Raw genomic sequence first — 22,466 nt, 5'->3', positions numbered from 1 at the left:
TATCAACACTCGTGTATTAATTGTGCGGCTGCAATAACTGCTTGTCCTAAAGATAACCCGCCATCATTCGCTGGCACTAAGCTGTGAGTAAGTACTTTTATTCCCAATGTTTCTAATCCTTTGGTAATTTGCTGTAACAATATACAATTTTGAAATACTCCTCCTGTTAAAGCTACCTGATTAATCAGATTTTCTTGACTAAGATACTTAACCATTTCCACAATCGCATTTGCTAAACCTTTGTGAAATTTGGCAGCCATAACTGGTTGGGGAATCTGCTGCTGTAAGTCATCAAGCAAGGCTTGCCACATTGGACGCGGGTCTATACAATAAATACTATCTGAAAAGCTAAAGTTAAAAGGATATATTAGGGTTTCTTTATCATTATTTAAGCTACTAACATCTACTATAGCTTCCATTGCGATCGCAGCTTGTCCTTCATAGCTACATTCATCTCTATAAATACCGATAGCCGCTGCCACTGCATCGAACAATCGCCCCACTGATGAAGCTGGAGGAGAATTAATTCCTTTCTCTATCAGTTGATTGAGTAGTTTAAGTGGCTTATCTTTCAGAAACTTAAATATTTCTAAGTCAGTATATTTTTGTTCGCAATCATCCCAAAGATTAGCAGCTAATAATTGGGCATAAGTATTACGCCAAGGCTGATAAATTGCTTGTTCACCACCAATCATTGCTACTGGTTTAAATGTTGCTAGTCGTTTAAATTTCTGGTAATCCGCTAGAAGAAATTCTCCACCCCAGAATGTACTATCGTCGCCGTAACCTAAACCATCTAAAGCGATACCTAATACTGGAGGTGAATCTAAAGGAATCTCATTTTCTGCCATGCAGGCGGCGATATGGGCATGATGATGTTGAACTGGATAAACTTTAATTTGATTTGTGTCTGCAATTTCTTTACCAAGTTTGCTTGAGAGATATTCAGGATGTTTATCAATGACAATTATTTCTGGTTGATGCTCAAATAAATTTAAGTATAAATTTAAATTTTCTTGGTAAGCATTAAAAGCAGCAGCGTTTTCTAAATCTCCCAGATGTTGAGAGAGAATTGCTTTTCCTTCACGCAATAGGCAAAAGGTATTTTTTAACTCACTACCCATTGCTAAAATTGGCGGTACATTCTGAAATCCCGATGGTAAACTAATTGATGCTGGTGCATATCCTCTGGCACGGCGAATTGTTTGAACTTTATCAGCAACAACACGCACAACCGAATCATCTACCCGATTAATAATCTCTCGATTGTGAAAGAGAAAATAATCAGCAATTGTCCCTAATTTTTTTCTTGCCTCGTCATTATCAATACATTGTGGTTCATCAGCAAGATTCCCACTTGTTAAAACAATTGGGCAATTCATCCGCCGCAGAATTAAATGATGCAGGGGTGTATAAGGTAGCATGAAACCAAGGGTATTTTGCCCTAATGCAACTGACAATGCTAATTGTTTTTTATCTGAAGCTTGTAATAAAACAATTGGTGCAGCAGAACTGGTTAATAATTCTTTTTCTTTAGCGTTGACAATACAATATTGTTCAATTATTTCAATATCCCGCGCCATTAAAGCAAAGGGTTTATGATAGCGCTTTTTACGCTGACGCAGTTTTTCTACAACGGTTTCCTGTGTTGCATCGCAAGCTAGATGAATACCACCTAAGCCTTTAATTGCCACAATCTCACCTTTTTGCAACAAAGTACAAACGGCATCAACATCATCTAACATTGAAAACATGGAAGCAGTAACCGATTTCCCATCGGCGCGTTCTAACCAAGCAGTGGGGCCGCAAACATGACAAGCTACAGGTTGGGCGTGAAAACGACGGTTTTCGACATCGTGGTATTCCTTTCCACATTCGGAACATACGACAAACGCAGACATACTGGTATTGCATCTGTCATAAGGAATGGCACGAATAATACTCAGGCGGGGGCCGCAATGAGTGCAATTAGTAAAGGGATAACGGAAAAAGCGGCTAAAGGGGTCGAATATTTCTTGTTGACATTGCAAACAAGTGGCTGCATCAGGGGTAATTTCTGTTTTAATGGCATTACTGACGCTAGTAGAAATCACAAAATTATCAAACTTCAATTCACTTTCAGAAATAATTCTTGTTAGTTGATTAATTCTTGCCAAAGGTGGACATTCTGTTTGTAATCTGGCAACAAATTCTGTTATTGCTTTCTCACTACCAGATACCCGAATTAAAACACCTTGTCCATCATTACAAACATCTCCACGTAAACCACAGGCTTTAGCCAGACGATAGACAGTAGGACGAAATCCTACTCCTTGAACGATACCACGAACTCTAATTTCTTCAGTCGGCATAGTTAAACTGCCACAGCAAAATTCGGTTATTTCCAGAATCAGCTATCACTGCTGTATTATCACAAATTTTTATCCCGTAACACCAATTTAAGCTATCTCGTTTAGGTAGTCCGAAATTACGATTTTCACCTTTACTTTGAAAATTTATTTGTCCTGCTAACCCATCTGCCACTGCACCTTGTAGTGATAAAATCGATTCTAGCTTTCTCCATCCTAACAAGCGAGAATTAGCTGTATCTGCAACTACTAACCAATCCCCAGACACCCCGACACCATAAGGCATACTCAAACTACTATCGCTTGGCAAATAAACTCCTTGATTCATTTCTACAAAATCAAAGCTTTTTTGTCCTAAAGCCACTGCACAAGGGGTATTCTTTTCTGTTGGTATTCCCTGCCAAATCATCACTCGATGATTACCTGCATCGCTAACAACTAAATTTTCTCCCCAAAGGGTGATATCGTGACACCAACGCATACTCGCTGCGGTTGCAGAAGCACCGCCGTTTTCATTGCGAGACATCATATCTGGTTGTCCCAAAACTACATCAGCAGGCTGACCATTTTCTGTTGGTAACTGATGCCAAATTAATACCCTGCGATTACCAGTATCGGCAATAAATAGCCGTCCTTGATGATAGAAAACACCATAAGGCCAGTGCATTGTACTGGCAGATGCTTGTTGACTTCCCCGATTTGGTTCATTATCGATAAAATTAGCTTGTCCTAACACCAAATCTGCTGGAACATTGTTATCTTCTGGTAAGTTTTTCCAAATTAAAACTCGATGATTCCAAGCATCTGCGACAGCTAACCCTTCGCCACAAGCACAAATCCCTGTTGGTACACTTAAGGTTGCGCTTCCCGGTGTACCTTTAGCATTTTGCCCTTCATGATAAAAGTCAGGTTGTCCAATTACCCAATCAGCCGATTGACTATCTATTGTGGGTAATTTTTTCCATCCTAATAATCGATGATGTCCGGTATCTGATACCCATAAAGGGCCGGTTTTTGATAACAAACAAGCACCACGAGGCCCGAACATTGTTATGGGACTAGGTGCTACAGGTATGACTAATTGTTCTGGTTCAATAATGTTGCCTAAAATTACCTCTGCACCTTGAGGTGATAGAGGTAAATATTGAGAAATATCTGTTGCTTCTAGCGGTAATTGTGATATGGGATTACTTGTGATTGGGATATCCATGAACCGCAGATAGACGCTGATAATTATTTAAAAACATTAATGTTGATTAGCATGTAACAATAGTAACGATTTTGCATTATGTTTTTTTAAAATTCACCTAAAACCTCTAATCAACTTCTATATTAATCAAGCTTAAAAAAAACAATATGGCTTTCAGTAATTTTTGCTACATAGCAAATCTTTTACAGGAGTGCGCGATTTACTGAAATGAGGAAGCAAACTGGGATTTGAGAAAGTAAAAGCTTATTTTGCTTGCGGAAAACACTAAAATGAGTAAGTCAAATAACCTTTTGCTTGCGGAAAACACCAAAATGAGTAGGCAAACTGGAGTTTGAATAAGTCAGAGCTACTTTTGCTTGCGGAAAACACTAAAATGAATAAGCAAACTGGGGTTTGAATAAGTAAAATGACCTTTTGAGAAAGTAATATGCCTTTTTACTTTCTGAAAACACTAAAATCAATACCTGAATTACACAAATGAGAATGAATTCAGGGATATTGAGAAAGCATTCGGGCATTTTGCTTATACAAAACACTAAAATGAATGCGCGAACTACTGAAATGAAAAAGCAAATTAGCCATGATTGACTAATCGCCAAGTATATTTGCTGAAATCTTACCTTCGCATGATCATTTTTGTAGTTTTACAAAAACCTTATCGTCTTTAACCTTGACTGGATACGACTGAAGCGAAACATCAGGCACGGTTAAGCATTTACCTGTTTCTAATTTGTACTGGAATCCGTGGGCAGGACAGGTAATAATACCATTTTCAACTTTACCTTTTTCTAAGGGAGATCCTAGATGGGTACAAGCATTACGGTAACATTTAACTGTAACGCCTTGACGATGTAAAATTAGTGAAGTACCAGCAAGTTGTACTGCGATTACGCTAAACTCAGGAACTTCATCAATAGTTGCTACTTTGATCCAAGTACAAGTTATTTTTGAAGAGAATGGACTGATTAAACCAGAATTCGCGTTCTTAACAGCAGGGCTATTATTGACTGCAACTACTTTGGTAATTTCGGGACAATGATTTTTGATTGCCTGTTCTACTCCCTGAGATAAAGTTAAAGTAGAAGCCGGACAACTGCTGCAAGTTCCGATTAATTTGACTTCTACTGTATCTGGGGGCTTAATTGCTACTAGTTCTACATCCCCATTATGGCTTTTTAAGCCTGGGCGAACTTCTTCAAGGGCTGTTTGAATTCGCTGTGCTAATGGTGGTTTTGGTGGTTTTACTAGTTCGTGATAAAGCAGTACTGCGTACACTACTTCATCAGTCACAGCATGACGCAATGCTGACATTGATTCTTGCTTGAGGCTTTTAATTAAATTAGTTAATGCTGCTTTGTGCAAAGCTTCAATTGCTCTTTTTAGACCAACTGCTACACACCTTTGGCTTTCATCCCATTCGGATATAATTGCCTCAAAGCGGTTAATTTCCCGAACTAATTCTTCAAGGTTTGTCATTAGTCATTAGTCATTAGGCAAAATAGTTCAGAGTCCCGTTAGCTTTAGCAGGGCGTTTATCCCGTTCCTAGTCGTGAGTAAACAAGTGTTACCACTCAGCACTCTTTAGGGGCATTGGTTATTAATAAATAACAAATTACTTCATTTTGAAATCTTTGAGGAGAAATGGCATAATCAAGCCTGTAACTAGGCTAGATAATGTTATTGGTAAGTAAAACGGAATATCGATTTGTGCAAATAACACTAGTAGTAACGAACCTATAGCAGTAGCAATAGCAGTTCGTTGAACAAAATACATTGGATCGCGCAGTAATTTTCCTTTGAAAAATAACTTTGCAGAAAACCATCCAATTTCTAACATATTTACTCCTAATATTTTGTTAGTAAATCTAGGATTATAAATCCTAAGAGAATAGCAGGAATTACACCAGCAGGAGCAAATAATGCCCCAAGCATTGCTGAAAACTGATAGCCGATATCTTTTCCAGCTAACAGCATTCCACCAATAGCACCGCCGATCATAGACAAGGCTGTTGCTATGATTATCCACACTAATCCTGTTGCTATATTTAAGTCACCATCTGCTAAACTTGTGAGAAAATCTCTCACGGAAGGATTTGTTAAAATATCTCTCATGCTGTTTTGTTCTCCTGATGACGAGGGGGTGAATGAGGGAGAATAATCAATGCTCAATGCCTTATTTCTACTTCAATATCTTGTAAAGCTTGGGCGACTATCTCTGCTTGTTCTATTTGTTGATTTTGGGTAAATATTTCTAAGGCTTGTTGATAGTAAATACGAGCTTTTGAGAGATTGTTAGGATTACCCGCTTCTGGTTTTTCTGAGTCATCTGGTAAGTTGAATAAGGCGTTGGCTTTGTTTGAAATTGTGTTAGCGTATTCTAGAGGTGTATCTTGGAGATTACGGACTTTTAGCGCTTCATCATAAGCTGCGATCGCACGTAAGTTATTTTCCACAGGATGGGAACTCACTAAATATTGCAAAGCGTTACCCAAGTTGTTTTGCAACATCGCATATTCTCTGGGATGATCGATCAGATTAATATGCTTGAGTGCGACCTCAAATGATTGCACAGCTAACCCTTGACGCAAGTATTCCCGTTCTGATGCCAGTGGCATAGAAAGGTAAGCGATCGCAATATTGTTATACAAAATCGCGTATTCTTGGGGGTAATCTTCCCAAGTGAACACCCGCAAAGCCTCATGATAAGCCTGGATGCTATCGGTTATCCGCGCCAAATTGAAGGGCACTAATGACTGCAACACCAGCCCAAAATTCATCTGTGTCTCTGCTACTTCCTCTGGTGAAGCTAATTGCTGTAAAATTGGCAGTGCTTCTTCATAACCTGCTTTCGCTTGCGTCAGCAGTTGGTAATCAGCATCCGGTATTGCTTGTAATGTCCCTGACATCCCTACTTGCGCCCTGGCTTTCAGTAGGGGATACTCCTCGCCACACATTTCATAAGCCCGATAATATAAGCCAACTGCATTCCGCAAGTCTTGGGCTGTTTTGGGCTTTTTTTGAAAACCTTGTGCGATCTCAATCAGCATTTGGATTTTTTCTTCTGCTGAAGCTGACTCCGATGCAACAGCTGCTACCGCAGCCTTCACCACCGAATCTGTAATGCTGGGGGTCATAACTCTGCCGTACTCTAGCCAATTGGGAATTGAGTCCAACACCCATGAACGATCGAAACACGCGATCGCATTTCATCACGGGCCATACTGATTTACGCAGGCTTCGAGTCCTTTAGGCGGAATTCCCCTTTTTTGTCTGAGACTAGGATTAGTGACTGGTGACTGTGGGTTAGGGAAGAGTTTTCCCAATCCCCAATCTCTAAAATATAAAACACCCTATTTCTAAAATTCTAGGGGGAAATTGCTAATATTAATGTCAGCTTTAAACACCTAATTTTTTTTAAATACTTTTTGTATCATCGAGTTATACAATTTAAATATTTTTTATTCAATTGTTGACATACATAATATTTATTGTACTCAAAATAGTCGCCACGGGATCATCAAAGTGTAAAATATGTTCATCAACTGTAAAACAAGCTACCTTGAAAACAGACAGTATCTTCTATCGGATTTTTCAGAGTATCCCCACTACGTTCTTTGAACTGATTAACCAACCGCCACAACTAGCTAGTGTTTACTAATTTTCTTCAGTCGAAGTCAAACAACTAGCCTTTAGAATCGATGGCGTTTTCCTCCCAAATGCAGCAGAACTACCCATTTATTTTGCTGAAGTGCAATTTCAACCAGACAAAAAGTTCTACTCGCGTTTATTTACCGAAATCTTTAACTATCTCGATAAAACCGAATTAACCAACAATTGGCGCGGTGTTGTCATCTACCCCAACCGTAGCGTTGATACTGGAGATACCGAAAGATATACAGAATTACTTAACTCACAACGAGTGACTCGCGTCTATCTTGACGAATTAAGCTCAATTGAGACATCATCAATCGGCATAGAGACAGTTAAACTCATCATCGAACCCGAATCAACGGCGACAATAAAAGCTGTAGAGATAGTAAACATTGCCCGACAGCAAATTTCAGATGTCACTACTATTAAGGAAATTATACAATTAATAGAGACGATATTAATCTACAAGTTACCTCGATTGAGCCAGGAGGAGATAGGAAAAATGTTTGGATTAAATGAATTAAAGCAAACTAGATTTTACCAAGATGTTTTTACAGAAGGTAAACAAGAAGGTAAGTTAGAAACTATACCTCGGTTATTAGGATTGGGTTTAAGTATTGAGCAGATAGCTCAAGCATTAGGTTTGGACGAACCAGCTGTTAGGCAAGCTATACAACCAAAATCCTAAAATAATAAGTGCGCGAAGGATTAACAGTGCGTTTAATAGAGACGATATTAATCTACAAGTTGCCGCGATCGAGCCAGGAGGAGATAGGAAAAATGTTTGAATTAAATGACTTGAGGCAAACTAGATTTTTCCAAGATGTTTTTGAGGAAGGGAAAAAACAAGGTAAGCAAGAAGTTTTTGAAGAAGCTAAACAAGAAGCTAAGTTAGAAGTGATACCGCACTTATTAGCGTTTGGTTGCAGTATTGAGCAGATAGCTCAAGCGTTAGACTTCGACGAAGAAGTTGTTAGGCAAGCTGCACAACCAAAATCCTAAAAGAACTGATATATAGTTGACGGGGCGCAAAGTTTAGTGCCCCTATTTTTGGCTCATTTATTACATGGAAATCTGATGACTTAAAATACTCATCACCTCACGCGCATTAACAGTTGACAGTAATTATTAACTATTATAGAGTTTTGATAGCGATAAATTAAGCATATTAAGTTTGTTTAACGTCAAAATTTCAAAGTAAGATGCAGTGCTTATTTTTACTATTTTGCATTTGTTAAATGTGTTGTATGTAACAGACAAAGCTATTGGAAATAATATTGAGACTATTTAGTATATTGTTAATGATTAATTCTTTTTTAATGAAAGTGAATTAGATAAAAAAATATCTTACTATTGAAAAACAAATATTGATAAACAGGTGAGACTTTACAAGCATTATCACCTACATCATGCATGGGAAACAATAGAAAAATACATAGCCGATGACTAACGTACTATGGCTACAAGGTGGTGCTTGTTCAGGCAACACCATGTCATTTCTCAACGCCGAAGAACCGACAGTCTGCGATTTAATTGCTGATTTTGGCATCAAGTTACTTTGGCATCCATCTTTGGGAGTGGAACTAGGCAACAACTTGCAAACACTGCTGCGGGATTGCATTTCTGGCAAAATTCCTTTAGATATCTTGGTATTTGAAGGCAGTGTTGTTAACGCCCCCAACGGCACAGGCGAATGGAATCGGTTTGCCGATCGCGCCATGAAAGATTGGTTATTAGACCTCGCCAAAGTTGCTAAATTTATTGTAGCTGTGGGAGACTGTGCAACCTGGGGAGGAATTCCTGCTATGTCACCCAACCCTAGCGAATCAGAAGGTTTGCAATTTCTCAAACGTCAAGAAGGCGGCTTTTTAGGGAAAGATTTCGTATCACAAGCCGGATTACCTGTAATTAATATACCTGGATGTCCCGCCCATCCCGACTGGATTACGCAGATATTAGTTGCGATCGCTACCGGACGCATAGCAGACATTGCTTTCGATGAACTAAATCGTCCCCAAACTTTCTTCAACACCTATACCCAAACAGGTTGTACGCGCAACGTCCACTTTGCCTACAAAGCATCAACCGCCGAATTTGGTCAGCGCAAAGGTTGCCTATTTTATGATTTGGGTTGTCGCGGCCCCATGACTCATTCTTCCTGTAACCGCATCTTATGGAACCGCGTTTCATCCAAAACTCGCGCCGGAATGCCTTGTTTAGGTTGCACAGAACCAGAATTTCCCTTCTTTGACCTCAAACCAGGAACCGTATTCAAAACTCAAACAGTGATGGGAGTTCCCAAAGAATTACCGCCAGGGGTGAACAAAAAAGACTACGCCTTACTCACAATGGTTGCAAAAGACGCAGCACCACCTTGGGCAGAAGAAGACTTTTTTACAGTTTAGTCATTAGTCATTAGAGAATGTTTGAAAAGTCTACGCTTGTATCCAGATCCCCCCTAGTCCCCCTTCAAAAGGGGGGAATAACCTTTTCAAAGTCCTCGTTTTTAAGGAGGATTTAGGAGGATCTAAAGTTTTGGATACCTCAAGCCACCATTTTTCAAACAACCTTTTATTGAACAAAAATGACCAAAGAAAAATAACAAATAACGAAGGACAAATGACAAATGACAATTCAATCATTAGATATTTCGCCCGTTGGTAGAGTTGAAGGCGATTTAGATGTCCGAGTTGACATTGAGAATGGGCGGGTAGTTAACGCCTGGACACACGCCGAACTATTTCGCGGATTTGAAGTGATCCTCCGCGGTAAAGATCCCCAAGCCGGATTAATTGTCACGCCTCGCATTTGCGGAATTTGCGGCGGTTCTCACCTAACTTGTGCATCTTGGGCATTAGATACAGCTTGGGAAACAGAAGTTCCCCGCAATGCAATTTTGGCGAGAAATCTCGGTCAAATTGTTGAGACAATTCAAAGCATCCCCCGCTATTTTTATGGACTCTTTGCTATTGATTTAACTAATAAAAAATACCGCAATAGTCGCTATTATGACGAAGCTGTGAGACGCTTTGCTGCTTTCACTGGCAAATCTTACGAACTCGGTATAACAATTTCCGCGAAACCTGTAGAAATTTATGCACTATTAGGCGGACAATGGCCTCATTCTAGTTATATGGTTCCCGGCGGCGTGATGTGCGCCCCTACTCTTACAGATATTACCCGTGCTTGGGCGCTTCTTGAATATTTCCGCACCAATTGGCTAGAACCAGTTTGGTTAGGTTGTTCTTTAGAACGCTACGAACAAATCCAAACTTATGATGACTTCAGAGATTGGTTAGATGAAGACCGCAATCATCGAGATTCCGACTTAGGTTTTTATTGGCGGATGGGTTTAGACATCGGCTTAGATAGATATGGCGCTGGTGTTGGTAAATATGTCACTTGGGGATATTTAGCCCATGAAGATAAATACCAAAAGCCGACTATCGAAGGGCGAAATGCGGCGATGATCATGAAAAGTGGAGTGTATGACAGCTTCGCAGACACTCACGTTTTAATGGATCAGTCATTTACCCGCGAGAATACAACTCACTCTTGGTACGATGAAGGGACAGCAGATATTCACCCTAGCGATCGCACCACTAAACCCACTGCAATCAATACCAAAGACTTCGATAACGCCTACTCTTGGTCGAGTGCAGTTCTTCACAAAGACTTCGGACGCTTGGAAACTGGCCCTTTAGCCCGTCAATTAGTAGCCGGTGGTAAACATGGCGAATCTTGGCAACATTACGACCCCTTCATCCTCGATGTCTTCAAAAACATGGGTGGTGCTAGTATTCATGTGCGTCAATTAGCACGAGTTCACGAACTTGTCAAGTTATATCGTCAAGCTGAACACTGTTTACGCGAATTCAAGTTAAACGACCCTTGGTATATTAAACCCACAGAAAAAGATGGCAAGGGTTGGGGTGCAACAGAAGCAGCACGTGGTTCCTTGAGTCACTGGGTAGAAATAGAAGGCGGTAAAATTAAAAATTACCAAGTTATTGCCCCTGGGACTTGGAATATCGGGCCTCGTGACGGTGAAGGAATCCGCGGCCCAATTGAAGAAGCGTTAATTGGGACACCCATTTACGATTCTAGCGATCCGGTGGAAGTTGGTCATGTGGCGCGATCGTTTGATTCTTGTTTGGTGTGTACAGTCCACGCCCATGATGCTAAGACTGGTGAAGAGTTGGCGCGTTTTCGCACAGCTTAAGTCTCAAAATTCTTCCGGCTTTCTATCACCATTTCTTCAATCCATCAGTTCTTGTAGCTGTTCAAGACTCATTTAGTCGTCATTAATGGCACTGCAAAACTTGAACAGCAGTCAACTTTAGATCGGGAAATACCAGTGAAGCGATCGCACTATCTCCTAGATACACCTTCTCCTCATAAAAACCCTCTACCCATTCCAGAACTGTCACTCGCTGTTGTATCGGATCAACAATCCAATACTCAAAAATACCCCGTGCGGCATACTCAGATCGCTTATAGCGATAATCACGACTACTCTGATTTGGACTTACCACTTCAACCACTAATAACGGCGGTGGCATCTCTGGCATTACCGTAGATCGTTTAGCCCCCTCCATCGCCGTCGCCAACTCTTCAGAAAACACCACTAAATCAGGAACGCGCACCCGTGAGCCAGTAGTCATAATTTCCGTTTTCATCGACAGCCGATAAGCAGGAATACCCAGTTGCACAAAGCAGACAAGGATAAACATGGCAATTCGTCGATTTATCTCACTCTCAGCCGTCATCAGAAGCAATTCTCCATCTTCAAACTCATAGAGAGCATCTGTACCATCGTCATAATTAAAGAACTCCTCAAGAGTCATATTCCCAGATGCAGCTTTATCTAATGTGATTGCCATAATCACCTTACCTTCTGGTAAAAACATCATTAGCTTACTATTATCACAATATCTCTAAGACTTACCCGTTTAATTTAATTATCAGGTGGGTTACAACGCTCACTTACAGCTTACTGAATTGGTCATCGAACTAAGCGATCTATGACAATCAGACTAAACTTACTTACCCTCTAGAAGCAATACTGAAAAACAGATTTATCAACGTTTTACCAAAAAATAGCCAATCTAACCAAAATACAATGTGAAGAATTGCTATTACCCAAAATACAACTTGATAAGAAACTTTGCTGCTTTTATGACGTAGCCTCTGTTGAGCAACAAATCCACCTAACCAACCACCCATAAATTCGCATAGATGTAAAGTGTTTTCTTGCGTTCTCCATTGTCCTTGTTGTGCGCGAGACTTATCATCGGCATATAGTCCAAAGGTAATGAAACTCATAACAGGATAAAGAATTAGAGGAATTGGGTTGCCAGTTGTTAGTGCAAGATGGATTGAACCCAACCCAGGTAGTAAAGATAGAAGTAATGTCTTTAATGCTAATGATGTAGATTTGTCTATGGTTCTGGATATAGATTTCTGTGGTGCAGCAGAAGATGAGGACTTTGATGTAACTCCTTTGATTGAAGCATTAAAAGCGCGTACCTTGCCATCTTTACTAGCTGTCAGTTGATAACAAACAAAATCACCAGCTTGAGGACGACGGTTAACGTCTTTCAATGCTGTAATGTGTAAAAAGACTTCTTGACTACCATCATCTGGTTGTATAAAACCAAACCCACGATCGTCTTTCCAGATGGTTAGCTGTCCTATATGTAAAGCAGATTTCATGAACAAATCACATATTTGTACTTTTATTATAATGTGCCCTGATTTACACAAAAAGATAACACCAAAATGCGTAGGCGTAGCCCATCGTACCCCATTGGGGAAGCAAGCTACGCGTAGCGTCTCGTAGAGAAGACATAGCGCCACCAACTTTTTTAACCGGAGAGTGAGAAGTGGGGAAATGGGGAAAAATAACCTATTCCTAATACCCTATTCCTAATGCCCTATTCCCAATGCCTTATATTCAAAACTCGTAGCGTACCACACTAAAACTTATAGAAATAGTGGGTTAGGCTTACGTTAATGCATTTGCATAAAACAGCAATTTACACGGTAAGCTTGTGTCTGATTTAGCGCTACATAATTATCTCCCTCGCGTTCCCGATGCAGCATTGCAAGAATACATAGAATGGTGTGTTTTAGAGCAAGCTCAAGCCGCAGAATGTAACTTTACTCCTGATAGAAGTAAGTTAGATAATTTACCACCAGAAGACTACGTTCCTAAACTGGTCGAGCAGTTCATGAAAGTTAAACCAGATCCAATTAAAGCTGGTTTGGTAGCTGCGATCGCAGGCAAAGAAGCAGACAAACATAGTTTATCCGGTTTAGCGATCGCTGCTGATTTTGTATCTCTTTATGTCAAGTATTTAATTCCTAAAGAAGGAAGTACTAAAGAACAAGCTGAAGAGATATTAACTAAAGTGTCACAAGATCAGTATGATAAACTGAATGAAATCGCCAAGAAACATGGTGTAGAGTTTTAGTTTCCTGCTGATAATTTAGTTTTTCAGAGGCTTTGTCTATATTTTGGACTTTAGACAAAAAGCTTTGTTTGCGAATATCATTCGTCGCAAACAAAGCTTCTGTCCATCATAAATTACCTGATTGTAGTAATACAACGCGATCGCTAAACTTAGCCGCCAGCTTGCGATCGTAAGTCAGTACTTGAGTGTCAGATTGAATTGCTGCTGCCACGAATAATGTATCGTAGAACGAATGACTTGCCTCAACTGCCAGTTTTAGAGCAACATCCCGAATTTGAGAGCTAGAAATCATTATATCAACCAATGCCTCAGCATCTTGCAGCGCATCTAAACCTATTTGCATGGGTAGTTGCCGAAATTGTATCCATTGCCAAATCACATTGCCCAACTCGGCAAACAACGAATCAGGCACTACAATCTGATCTACAGGTTCTAAAGCAGCGATCGCCTGTTCATACCTATCCTCTACGTGTAAGAGTGCATAAGCAAATACCATCGTATCAATCACCATCAGAGTCGTCCTTCTGATTTCCAAGTCTGCACCCGACTTTCTGATTCCATCGGTAATGCCTCTGCTCGTTGACGAATACGAGTAAGTACTTCATCCCGTTCTGAGACATCAGTTTCGGCAGAAGCTCCTAATCCTGCAATAGACATTAGAAAAGAAGACCCATGATTGTTTACTTCTTTTTGCCTTGTCGATTTATATTGAAGATATTCAACAAAGCTTGCTAGCTCAATTAATTTTTCATCTGGGAGAGCATTAATTGCCTCAATTAATGTCTGTCTATTTGTAGTCAAAGTATCCATACGCTTGACAAAAGGAAAGGATTGCTTTGACTTATTGTACTTTATGCGATCGCGGTGGTGACGGCTGAAGACATTGGCGTACAAAAAATGCTAACTATTATCGGTTGCGGCAATCTCAATCGCAGTGACGACGCAGTAGGCGTAATCATTGCCCAACGCTTACAAAAATATCTAGCTGAAAACCCTCATCCTCATGTGCGAGTTTATGACTGTGGCACCGCAGGGATGGAAGTAATGTTTCAAGCTAGAGGTAGTAAACAATTAGTAATTATTGATGCAAGTTCAACAGGTTCTGAACCGGGTGCTGTGTTTAAAGTTCCAGGAAAAGAACTGGAAGCAATGCCCGAACCTAGTTATAACTTGCATGATTTTCGTTGGGATAATGCTTTAGCCGCCGGACGGAAAATCTTTCACAATGACTTTCCCGAAGATGTCACAGTTTATTTAATTGAGGCGGCAAATCTTGCTTTGGGACTTGAGTTAAGTCCTGCCATCAAACATTCTGCTGATTTAGTTTTTGAAGAGGTAGCTGCACTTATCAAACAGAATATTAACTAATCCAAAATCCAAAATTTAATTATGCCCAATCTCGATAAACAGAAAGTTCATCTACCCTCATTTCAAAAGGTATACCTTGACTTTCTGGCGGACAAACACGGATTTTAGCACTGTTAACAATTCCATATAGCAATGTCCCCATTGGCACAATTTTTTGTAAAACACGCCAATTGATAACTTGATCGGGACATTCAATTACCAATGTCAGAGCATTGGCGTGGGTTGTGACATACCACCGACAATCAGACAGAAGATTTTGAATGGTGCGATCGCACGCTTCATAAAAGTATCTGCTAATAGAATCCTCTAGCTGTTGCCGCAGTATAATATCCGCAGATGTCGGTTGTATAGGATGTGAGTCATCACCATTAAAGTAATACATCTTTCTAGCCATCTCTCTTTAGCTTCCTGCTTATATTCCAATCACCATTCCATAAAGTACATCTTTATTTGTTTCTAATAGTTCTTGGGTTTCATCATCATAATAAGCACCAATCCCACTACATTGAATTCCCAAATAATTACTAGTTAAATAAAGTCTTTGTCCGAGAAAACCAGCTATTTGCATAGCAGTTTGATAGTTTAAATAATCTGACACGAAAAACAAAGTTACAGCGCCATCTCTAGCAATAGCCTGATTAATACATAAGTAACCTGTCTTTTCACTAAAATTACCCGTTTTAATCAGATGTGTACCTCTATATAACCCAGGTGTCATTCCCTCTATTCGATGCACCACTGAGTAAATTTCTATTTCCTCATAGTTTTCTGTCGGTATTGACTGTTGAAGTTGTTGCACTACATATAAATAATCTTCTTCAGAAATAGCCTCTTTCCGGAAACGTCTAATAGAACGTCTAGCCCAAACTGTTTGATAAAATTTCTCCCGATCGAAATCAAATTGAGGATACTCTAATTTCTGCTGGCGACTCTTTTCGAGAGCAGTTGCTTGATAGGCATCTTCAATAAATTGATTGGATTCAAAATAATCAGTACCAGAGACAAAAGGAACTTTCAGCCTTAAGTGTCTGATTTTTTTGTCTTGTACTTCTCCTGACACCGCACAAGCCGTGATAAACTCCTTATTCTCAAATCCCAAATCCGAATTGAGAGCGAATTTATCAAAGTCGAAAATTAGTTGTATATCTCGGTTGTGGAGAAAAGCTGAAGCTGCGATCGCACCTAAATGGTGTCCGCTATCTAATAAGCAATATCTTATGCTTCTATTTTGATATTTCCAGCTAGACCTATAATAAACACAACTAATTAAAAAGATGAATCCGTTGATACATTTACCCGGTATAATATAATTCTCTAACCCATCATCAATTAATTCATAGATGAGAGTTAGACAATTATTCTCAACTTCTACATGGTAAATACCATCTACTATTCCCTCAACCCCGCGAACCTGTACGTAAACTTCTGTAGGATACAGAGCGCCTGCTGATGGATTTACTCGCAGTTTATAAGGACTATCTTTATATACTTTTTCTAGTGTTATCGCACTGGTTAATGAGATAAAAGAATGAACAGGATTATTGAGATTTAATTTCACTCTCCGATAAAACTTGGGATAAACTTTAAATGCAGATGGCTGTGTTGAAGCATCTACATAATTTGGATCGAGTTGTACCGATAAGTAAGAATGCTTGGTAGCGTCATGATAAGCTTTGCCCGATATCTGACTTGATGGCATTTTTAATTATCCTTAAGACTTCTACGTTACTAGCAAAATCTATCGCTTTATAATCGTCTAAGTTTTTTAAAGATAAATTAGGATGATGTTGTAAAAGTAACTTGACAACTTCTATCTTTCCGGCTGATGCTGCGTACATTAAAACAGTTGCACCGTTATCATTTTGGTTATTAATGTCAATGTTATGAGCCAAGAGTAAATTAATTAAATCGTAGTGATTACCAAAACAAGCAAACCATAAAGCATTGTTGCAATCGCTATTTCGAGCATTAATATCCGCACCAGCATCAATTAGTTCTTTGACGACTGTATAAACTCCTTCTCTTGTAGCTTTCATCAAAGCTGTATCGCCATTTTCTCCTGGTTGATTCAAATCCCCAGGACTATAGCCTTTTGCTATTAACCATTGGCTTGTTGCTTCACTCAATTTTTGACTGTTGGTTCGATTCATAATTACTCCTAAGTTAACTTTTTTACTAATATAAATTTGCTTGGCAAATAGAATGGTGAGCATTGCTCACCATTTTTGCAAAAATGTTATTTAAATCCTTTTAACTTACATATATGCTATCAATTTTATAAGTTTAAATTATGAATCATTTATAAAGAACAGAAAACATTCTTCTTAAAAAAAGCTTGAAAAATAATGGAAAAGCAGTAATTTTTACAGTTTTCTTACATAAGATAGATTAATAGCAGATATAGGTGGATTTAGATCCCCGACTTCTTCAAGAAGTCGGGGATCTGCACTTGGACAGTAAGTGCGTATATTTTCAAATTTACTGACAATGATAAGAATATAAAATATTATCTACATCTTCGATGGTAAGACTTTGGTTATCAGCTAAAGCTTTCAATCTATGGGTAATATCTTTAAGCTGCGATAAATTAAAGGAAAGTCCTAATTCATTAGCTCGGTGATTAACCGCCTGTTTCCCAGCCAATTTATGATTAATTAAAATTGAGCGCGTTACACCAAAACTCCGGGGATTAATAGCTTCATAAGTCTCAGAGTTATTGAGCATAGCTTTAGTATGAATGCCAGCTTTATGACTAAAAGCACTCTCTCCAAAAACACAATGGTTAAAAGGAATAGAAATCCCAACTTTTCTCGCAACTAATTCATGCAAGTAACCAAGTTCTTCCAAGCGATATTTAGACTTAATCTGCTCTGGATTTGTAGCATATAACCTCGCAATAAATCCAGCTAGTGAGGTAATACCATTTCGCTCACCAATACCCAGAACACAAGTATCAATATGAGTTGCACCCGCTTCCAGTGCTGTATAACTGTTAGCATTTGCACATTCTGTATCATTATGACCGTGAAACTCAATATCTAAATTAGTGAACTGGCGCAAAGTATTCACTAATTCAAATACTTGCATTGGCGTAATAATTCCTACTGTATCGGCAATTCCTATGCGTTTGACAACTCCTAACTTTTCAATCTCAGAATAAATTGTAATTAAATCTTCTATGGGAGTGCGTGACGAATCCTCAGCCGAAAACCGTAACTCAATATCGGGGGCTTGTTGATGAATAAAAGTTAAAACGTCAGATGCTAAATCAATAATTTGATTAATATTTTTACCATGACTGAACTGACGCATCAAAGAAGAACTACCAATAGTTAAATTAATCCCAGCGACGCCTGTTGCTAAAGCGACTTTAGCATCTTCTAAGTGACAGCGAATGTGAGTTAATATTTTGGATGGCAAGCCTAACCGAGCCAATCTTTTACAGTCTTGTCTAGATTGAGGTGAAGCGATTGGTGACGTTAACTCTATATATTCCACTCCAAATGCAGCAAGGGCCTCAGCGATTTCGACTTTATCATCTGAAGAGAAATTGGCTTTGACGAATTGTTCACCTTCACGGAGAGTACTTTCTACAATTGCAAATTCAGATAGCGACATTGAGCAATCCCTATACTAATTCTTACTAAGGATATTCACTTATTAGTTTTTATATTAACAGATTTGCATAATCGAGAAATAATTGCTTTGGCTGATTCTTGGGGACTAGTTATAGTCTCAATTATAAGAGAGCGATCGCTTGTATCCATCACTTCTAAAATCTGTTTTGTCGGAACCGAATCATAGTTCTGACTCTCTTCCACAAATATTTTTAGTTTTTCTCGCAATTCTACACCTGTAATAACTTGTTTGCTTACAAGTTCTAAGATTTGTTGTTCTTCTTTAGGAGTAAAATAAGCAGAAGCCTCTGGTACGCCCAAACTAGCAAAATTGCTCAGTACTTCTGGGATAATTTGCATACGATCGTCTAATTCTTGATGAGCAATTCGATCAAAAGAATCATGACGTTTTATAAGCCTTTCTAAACGCACCGTATTTGGTGCGGTCAACATTACAAATTTGGCATTTTTTAAAGCTGTAGCTGCATAGCGAACCTCATTTTCACCACGCAAACTATCGAAAACTAACATAGAGTTGACTTCTTCTGGATTGATGTGTAGAGAAGCTAAAATGTGACCCATTCCACCAGGAAAGTATTCTCGATAAAGGCGAGTATAAGTTAAACGTTTAATCCGGCAATGTGGTTGCACGAGTTTCTCTTGCATTTTTAACATTGGTGCAATTATCACACGTTCGGTTAAAACACGACGATTAGGTAAAAGTGTAAAATCCAAGCCTTCTTCAGCCAAAGCTTTTGTGATTGTGCTTTTTCCCACGCCAGTCATACCTACTAGAATAAGTAAGGGAAAACTTGTTATTGGCAACCAGTCTTTAGGAACAGGAAATCCTACACCTACAACTGGACTTAAATGTTCAAAAAATAGATTTGGCCTTGTTGTATTAACTTGATGCTGCACAATATAAACCTCTTTTTAGTCTAGTTATTATAAGTACATAAATGTTTTACAGCCCCAGTATTTGTACATAATTAAAATAGCTGTGTTAAATGAATGATAATATCCATCAATAGTTAGTTTTTTTAAATTTTTTATCTTGCTTTTTTCAGTAAATGACCGCTCTGCCAATTTTTGTAATGCTCGTAAAGCAGAAATACCACCGTTAAGTAAATGAGAATTATTTCAAAATTATTAAGATATCTTAAATATAGCTAGTTTTAAAATCAAAACTTGCTAACTTAACTAAGGTATAAAGAGTTCAAGTTAGTGAATTAAAAACATGGAAATTAGCGCTCGTAATTCTCTTAAGGGTACTGTCAAAAAAGTTGTACATGGTTCAGTTAATACTGAGATAACTTTAGAACTAGCGCCAGGAGTAGAGCTAGTGTCAATAATCACAAAATCATCAGCAGAAAAGCTAGGACTTGCAGAAGGTAAACAGGCTTATGCCGTGATTAAAGCATCAGATGTGATAGTTGCTGTTGATTAAAAAATAGAGTTGGCTTCTTTTGCAAGCCACTCTATTTTCATATCAAATTGCATTTATATAATATTAGTGACCAAAAGAGTGCAATAGCTTAGTTTAGTGTAATTACAGCAATTATATTAGATTTTTAAGAATTGAATATCATGGATACCCGATTTATTTAAAAAATCGGGTATTTTTTTAGCAAAAATTAAATAAGGCTATACATAAATGCTAACTTATGTAATTATCAATAACGCGAACATAAATGGCTCGGACACTTTTTAAATCTAGTACAAAATCTCTGTTATCAATATTGGGAATAAAAGAGGGAAAGTCTTGTTTTATAGTGATATTTTTTCCTTCTATTATTCCTATTGATATAAGTTTTTTTAAAATTGTTTTATCCTGAATTTTGCAGAAAGTGACGATTCCTTGCTCTCCTGCTCTCAATAACTCTAATGAGCAACCAGTAACACTAAAGCTGGTAAACATTTTAATTATAAATTAGGAATTGTGAAAGGAAGAAGGAAGTATATTTTCATCCTTCATCCTTCATATTTTATTTGGTCGCTAAAGGCAGCAACCAAAGTAGTAACTTAGACCAGATATGCTTCTTGATGTGTCTTAATTGTGCAATTAGAACGAGGATAAGTTACACAAAGTAAAGCATATCCTTTAGAAACCTGATCGTCATCTAAAAAGTTTTGATCGTCTTGATTAACTTCACCTTCGACAACTTTACCAACACAGCTAGAACAGGAACCTGCATGACATGAAAAGGGCAACTCAATACCATTTTCTTCTGCTGCTTCTAAGATGGTGGTCTCTTCGTCAACTTCAATTGTGGTGTCGATGTCTTCTTTTTTGTTGATTAATCTAACTTGATAGGAAGCCATTTTTCGATTCTCCTCAAACGTTATACAGTTGGTGTAATTTCTGAAGTATTTGAGCAACCTATCCTACTTTTTGCTTCCCTTCTTCTTACAGAGATGCTAAGTTTAGTTAGCTTCTTTATAGGGGTAAGGGATGCAATGCGAATTAGAAGCTACCTCAAGAGCATTGAAATTCTGCGGAGTGCTTCTAAAATTGACTTAGCGCTAACGGAATGATGTTAGCTGCAAGGTACACCAGTAGGCGTACCATCGTCTGTTTTGAAGGACTTTCCACAACCGCAGGTATCAGTTGCATTGGGGTTGATGAATTTAAAACCGCTTTCCATCACTCCCTCAACGAAGTCAACGATAACTCCGTCTAATAACGGCGCACTTTTGGCATCAACGTAAACTACCACTTTGCCTTGATGACTTACCAAATCATCTGGTTGGGGTTTGCTGGTGATATCGATCGCATATTCATAGCCACTGCAACCACCATCTTTTACCGAGATGCGAACACCTTTAGTTGCGCCATTAGCGTCGGGTGCCGAACCTTTGAGGAATGCCCGCAGATGAAATTCTGCTTTTTCTGATAAAATAACGGCCATGAAGTCTCCTGATTTGTAGCGATTAGTTGTTCTGATTTCAGGTGTGGGTTGTCATTTGTCAGTTGTCATTTGTCTTTTGCTAATGACTATTCTGTGTAATACCTGTGGGTTCCATCGAATTGGATTGCGCGTGTCTCCAAGGCGCACTATTGCCGCATACTGGACAAGAGCGATCGCGGTGAGAACGGCGTTTAGCAAATTCCATCCGATTTAGGTCGATTGTCAGCAATTGCGACAATAGAGGCTGACTAAACCCGGTGATCAACTTGATGGCTTCCAAAGCCGTTAAACAAGCTAGTGTCCCAGAAACAGCGCCTATAACTGAAAAGCCGCGCTGATCCCAATCAGGCTTTTCTGGAAATAGACAAGATAAACAAGGAGTCACACCAGGAATAATCGTTGTCAGGTAAGCCTCCATTCCATTCATTGCGGCTTCTACCATTGGCTTACGCGATCGCACACAGGCTTCATTTAACAAATTGCGCTCTGTAAAATTGTGGGCGCAATCAAGAGCCATATCAGCAGATTGCACTAACGAATCTACATTTTCCGGGGTGATGTAATCATGAACAGCTTCCACTTGGACATCAGGATTAATCGCATCCAGAGTTTCTTTAGCTTTGAATACCCTTGGCTTACCTACCCAATCATCAGTCATGAGAACCTGACGATTCATATCATCTTGCCGCAAATCACCACCCCGGACTAGAATTAGCCGCCCAACGCCCGCTACTGCTAAGTAAAGCGCCGCCGTACCGCCTAATCCCCCCACACCTGTAACCAAAACCGTCGCTGACTTCAGGCGTTTCTGTGCTGTTTCGCCAAAATTCGGAAGCATCATTTGGCGACGATAGCGTTCTAATTCGGTAGGCGTTAGGTTAACCAAT

25 protein-coding genes and 1 pseudogene are annotated in these 22,466 nt (G+C 39.1%); 7 read left to right on the top strand and 19 right to left on the bottom strand.

Annotated features, from left to right (window positions below):
- Positions 1-2 precede the first annotated feature (2 nt).
- From hypF to V7K44_RS02605, 6 genes are all read right to left on the bottom strand, one after another.
- Entirely contained in the window at positions 3-2,351 is a 2,349-nt protein-coding gene (gene hypF, locus V7K44_RS02630) for a carbamoyltransferase HypF (RefSeq protein ID WP_334928355.1), read from the bottom strand.
- Positions 2,341-3,558, bottom strand: a complete 1,218-nt coding sequence (locus V7K44_RS02625) for a hypothetical protein (RefSeq protein ID WP_334928353.1) — start codon at positions 3,556-3,558, stop codon at positions 2,341-2,343. Before V7K44_RS02625 ends, hypF begins: the two co-directional genes overlap by 11 nt.
- Before the next feature lie 630 nt (positions 3,559-4,188).
- Positions 4,189-5,034: a NifU family protein gene (locus V7K44_RS02620; RefSeq protein WP_334928351.1), complete on the bottom strand. Its 846-nt coding sequence runs from the start codon at positions 5,032-5,034 to the stop codon at positions 4,189-4,191.
- A gap of 136 nt (positions 5,035-5,170) precedes the next feature.
- Positions 5,171-5,395, bottom strand: coding sequence for a hypothetical protein (locus tag V7K44_RS02615; RefSeq protein WP_322697716.1), 225 nt, complete (start codon positions 5,393-5,395; stop codon positions 5,171-5,173).
- An 8-nt stretch (positions 5,396-5,403) separates the two neighbouring features.
- Positions 5,404-5,670: a hypothetical protein gene (locus V7K44_RS02610; protein WP_334928348.1), complete on the bottom strand. Its 267-nt coding sequence runs from the start codon at positions 5,668-5,670 to the stop codon at positions 5,404-5,406.
- A gap of 53 nt (positions 5,671-5,723) precedes the next feature.
- Positions 5,724-6,692 (bottom strand): hypothetical protein, encoded by a 969-nt coding sequence (locus V7K44_RS02605; protein ID WP_334928346.1) that lies wholly within the window; start codon positions 6,690-6,692, stop codon positions 5,724-5,726.
- A gap of 425 nt (positions 6,693-7,117) precedes the next feature.
- On the opposite strand from V7K44_RS02605, the pseudogene V7K44_RS02600 reads away from it, so the two are divergent.
- The 4 genes and pseudogenes from V7K44_RS02600 to V7K44_RS02585 all read left to right on the top strand — a co-directional run bounded on the left by V7K44_RS02600 (position 7,118) and on the right by V7K44_RS02585 (position 11,431).
- A pseudogene (locus V7K44_RS02600) lies at positions 7,118-7,897 on the top strand (Rpn family recombination-promoting nuclease/putative transposase).
- A 92-nt stretch (positions 7,898-7,989) separates the two neighbouring features.
- Positions 7,990-8,211, top strand: a complete 222-nt coding sequence (locus V7K44_RS02595; RefSeq protein ID WP_334928344.1) for a hypothetical protein — start codon at positions 7,990-7,992, stop codon at positions 8,209-8,211.
- A 440-nt stretch (positions 8,212-8,651) separates the two neighbouring features.
- Entirely contained in the window at positions 8,652-9,614 is a 963-nt protein-coding gene (locus V7K44_RS02590; RefSeq protein ID WP_334928342.1) for a hydrogenase small subunit, read from the top strand.
- A gap of 221 nt (positions 9,615-9,835) precedes the next feature.
- On the top strand, positions 9,836-11,431 hold the full coding sequence (locus tag V7K44_RS02585; RefSeq protein WP_334928340.1) for a nickel-dependent hydrogenase large subunit: 1,596 nt from the start codon (positions 9,836-9,838) through the stop codon (positions 11,429-11,431).
- A gap of 82 nt (positions 11,432-11,513) precedes the next feature.
- Here the strand turns inward: V7K44_RS02585 and V7K44_RS02580 are convergent, their stop codons facing one another.
- Both V7K44_RS02580 and V7K44_RS02575 read right to left on the bottom strand, forming a co-directional pair.
- A complete protein-coding gene (locus V7K44_RS02580; RefSeq protein ID WP_334928338.1) occupies positions 11,514-12,092 on the bottom strand; it encodes a Uma2 family endonuclease in 579 nt (192 codons plus the stop codon).
- A 163-nt stretch (positions 12,093-12,255) separates the two neighbouring features.
- The gene (locus tag V7K44_RS02575; RefSeq protein WP_334928336.1) at positions 12,256-12,924 is read right to left on the bottom strand and encodes a cold shock and DUF1294 domain-containing protein; all 669 of its coding nucleotides are present in this window, start codon (positions 12,922-12,924) and stop codon (positions 12,256-12,258) included.
- A gap of 338 nt (positions 12,925-13,262) precedes the next feature.
- Here V7K44_RS02575 and V7K44_RS02570 point away from each other — a divergent pair, with 338 nt between their 5' ends.
- Positions 13,263-13,685: a hypothetical protein gene (locus tag V7K44_RS02570; protein WP_334928334.1), complete on the top strand. Its 423-nt coding sequence runs from the start codon at positions 13,263-13,265 to the stop codon at positions 13,683-13,685.
- Between the two features lie 106 nt (positions 13,686-13,791).
- On the opposite strand, the gene V7K44_RS02565 is transcribed toward V7K44_RS02570, so the two are convergent.
- Positions 13,792-14,196 (bottom strand): type II toxin-antitoxin system VapC family toxin, encoded by a 405-nt coding sequence (locus V7K44_RS02565; RefSeq protein WP_334928332.1) that lies wholly within the window; start codon positions 14,194-14,196, stop codon positions 13,792-13,794.
- Complete coding sequence (locus V7K44_RS02560; protein WP_334928330.1) at positions 14,196-14,579, bottom strand: DUF2281 domain-containing protein; 384 nt, start codon at positions 14,577-14,579, stop codon at positions 14,196-14,198. The genes V7K44_RS02565 and V7K44_RS02560 overlap by 1 nt, the downstream gene beginning before the upstream one ends.
- Positions 14,580-14,582: 3 nt before the next feature.
- Here V7K44_RS02560 and V7K44_RS02555 point away from each other — a divergent pair, with 3 nt between their 5' ends.
- Positions 14,583-15,053 (top strand): hydrogenase maturation protease, encoded by a 471-nt coding sequence (locus V7K44_RS02555; protein WP_334928328.1) that lies wholly within the window; start codon positions 14,583-14,585, stop codon positions 15,051-15,053.
- A 19-nt stretch (positions 15,054-15,072) separates the two neighbouring features.
- Here V7K44_RS02555 and V7K44_RS02550 read toward each other — a convergent pair whose 3' ends face one another.
- From V7K44_RS02550 to V7K44_RS02530, 5 genes are all read right to left on the bottom strand, one after another.
- On the bottom strand, positions 15,073-15,447 hold the full coding sequence (locus tag V7K44_RS02550) for a hypothetical protein (protein WP_292842932.1): 375 nt from the start codon (positions 15,445-15,447) through the stop codon (positions 15,073-15,075).
- Positions 15,448-15,465: 18 nt separating this feature from the next.
- Positions 15,466-16,752 (bottom strand): SagB/ThcOx family dehydrogenase, encoded by a 1,287-nt coding sequence (locus V7K44_RS02545; protein ID WP_334928323.1) that lies wholly within the window; start codon positions 16,750-16,752, stop codon positions 15,466-15,468.
- Positions 16,715-17,203 carry an ankyrin repeat domain-containing protein gene (locus tag V7K44_RS02540; RefSeq protein WP_334928436.1) on the bottom strand — a complete coding sequence of 163 codons (489 nt, stop codon included), beginning with the start codon at positions 17,201-17,203 and terminating at the stop codon, positions 16,715-16,717. The genes V7K44_RS02545 and V7K44_RS02540 overlap by 38 nt, the downstream gene beginning before the upstream one ends.
- A gap of 328 nt (positions 17,204-17,531) precedes the next feature.
- On the bottom strand, positions 17,532-18,671 hold the full coding sequence (gene lysS, locus V7K44_RS02535) for a homocitrate synthase (protein WP_334928321.1): 1,140 nt from the start codon (positions 18,669-18,671) through the stop codon (positions 17,532-17,534).
- 35 nt (positions 18,672-18,706) lie between these two features.
- Positions 18,707-19,588 carry an AAA family ATPase gene (locus V7K44_RS02530; protein ID WP_334928319.1) on the bottom strand — a complete coding sequence of 294 codons (882 nt, stop codon included), beginning with the start codon at positions 19,586-19,588 and terminating at the stop codon, positions 18,707-18,709.
- 319 nt (positions 19,589-19,907) lie between these two features.
- Here V7K44_RS02530 and V7K44_RS02525 point away from each other — a divergent pair, with 319 nt between their 5' ends.
- The gene (locus V7K44_RS02525; RefSeq protein WP_334696543.1) at positions 19,908-20,117 is read left to right on the top strand and encodes a TOBE domain-containing protein; all 210 of its coding nucleotides are present in this window, start codon (positions 19,908-19,910) and stop codon (positions 20,115-20,117) included.
- A 210-nt stretch (positions 20,118-20,327) separates the two neighbouring features.
- On the opposite strand, the gene V7K44_RS02520 is transcribed toward V7K44_RS02525, so the two are convergent.
- The 4 genes from V7K44_RS02520 to V7K44_RS02505 form a co-directional block, all read right to left on the bottom strand.
- Positions 20,328-20,588 (bottom strand): FeoA family protein, encoded by a 261-nt coding sequence (locus V7K44_RS02520; protein ID WP_334928316.1) that lies wholly within the window; start codon positions 20,586-20,588, stop codon positions 20,328-20,330.
- A 104-nt stretch (positions 20,589-20,692) separates the two neighbouring features.
- Complete coding sequence (locus V7K44_RS02515) at positions 20,693-20,992, bottom strand: 2Fe-2S iron-sulfur cluster-binding protein (RefSeq protein ID WP_069069799.1); 300 nt, start codon at positions 20,990-20,992, stop codon at positions 20,693-20,695.
- A gap of 215 nt (positions 20,993-21,207) precedes the next feature.
- Positions 21,208-21,579, bottom strand: coding sequence for a HesB/IscA family protein (locus tag V7K44_RS02510; RefSeq protein ID WP_094339971.1), 372 nt, complete (start codon positions 21,577-21,579; stop codon positions 21,208-21,210).
- A gap of 79 nt (positions 21,580-21,658) precedes the next feature.
- Complete coding sequence (locus tag V7K44_RS02505) at positions 21,659-22,465, bottom strand: HesA/MoeB/ThiF family protein (protein ID WP_099099962.1); 807 nt, start codon at positions 22,463-22,465, stop codon at positions 21,659-21,661.
- Position 22,466: the final 1 nt, after the last annotated feature.

Origin of the sequence: Nostoc sp. (assembly GCF_036917235.1) — a bacterium.
Classification (GTDB): domain Bacteria; phylum Cyanobacteriota; class Cyanobacteriia; order Cyanobacteriales; family Nostocaceae; genus Nostoc.
This window is presented reverse-complemented; position numbering and strand designations above follow the sequence as displayed.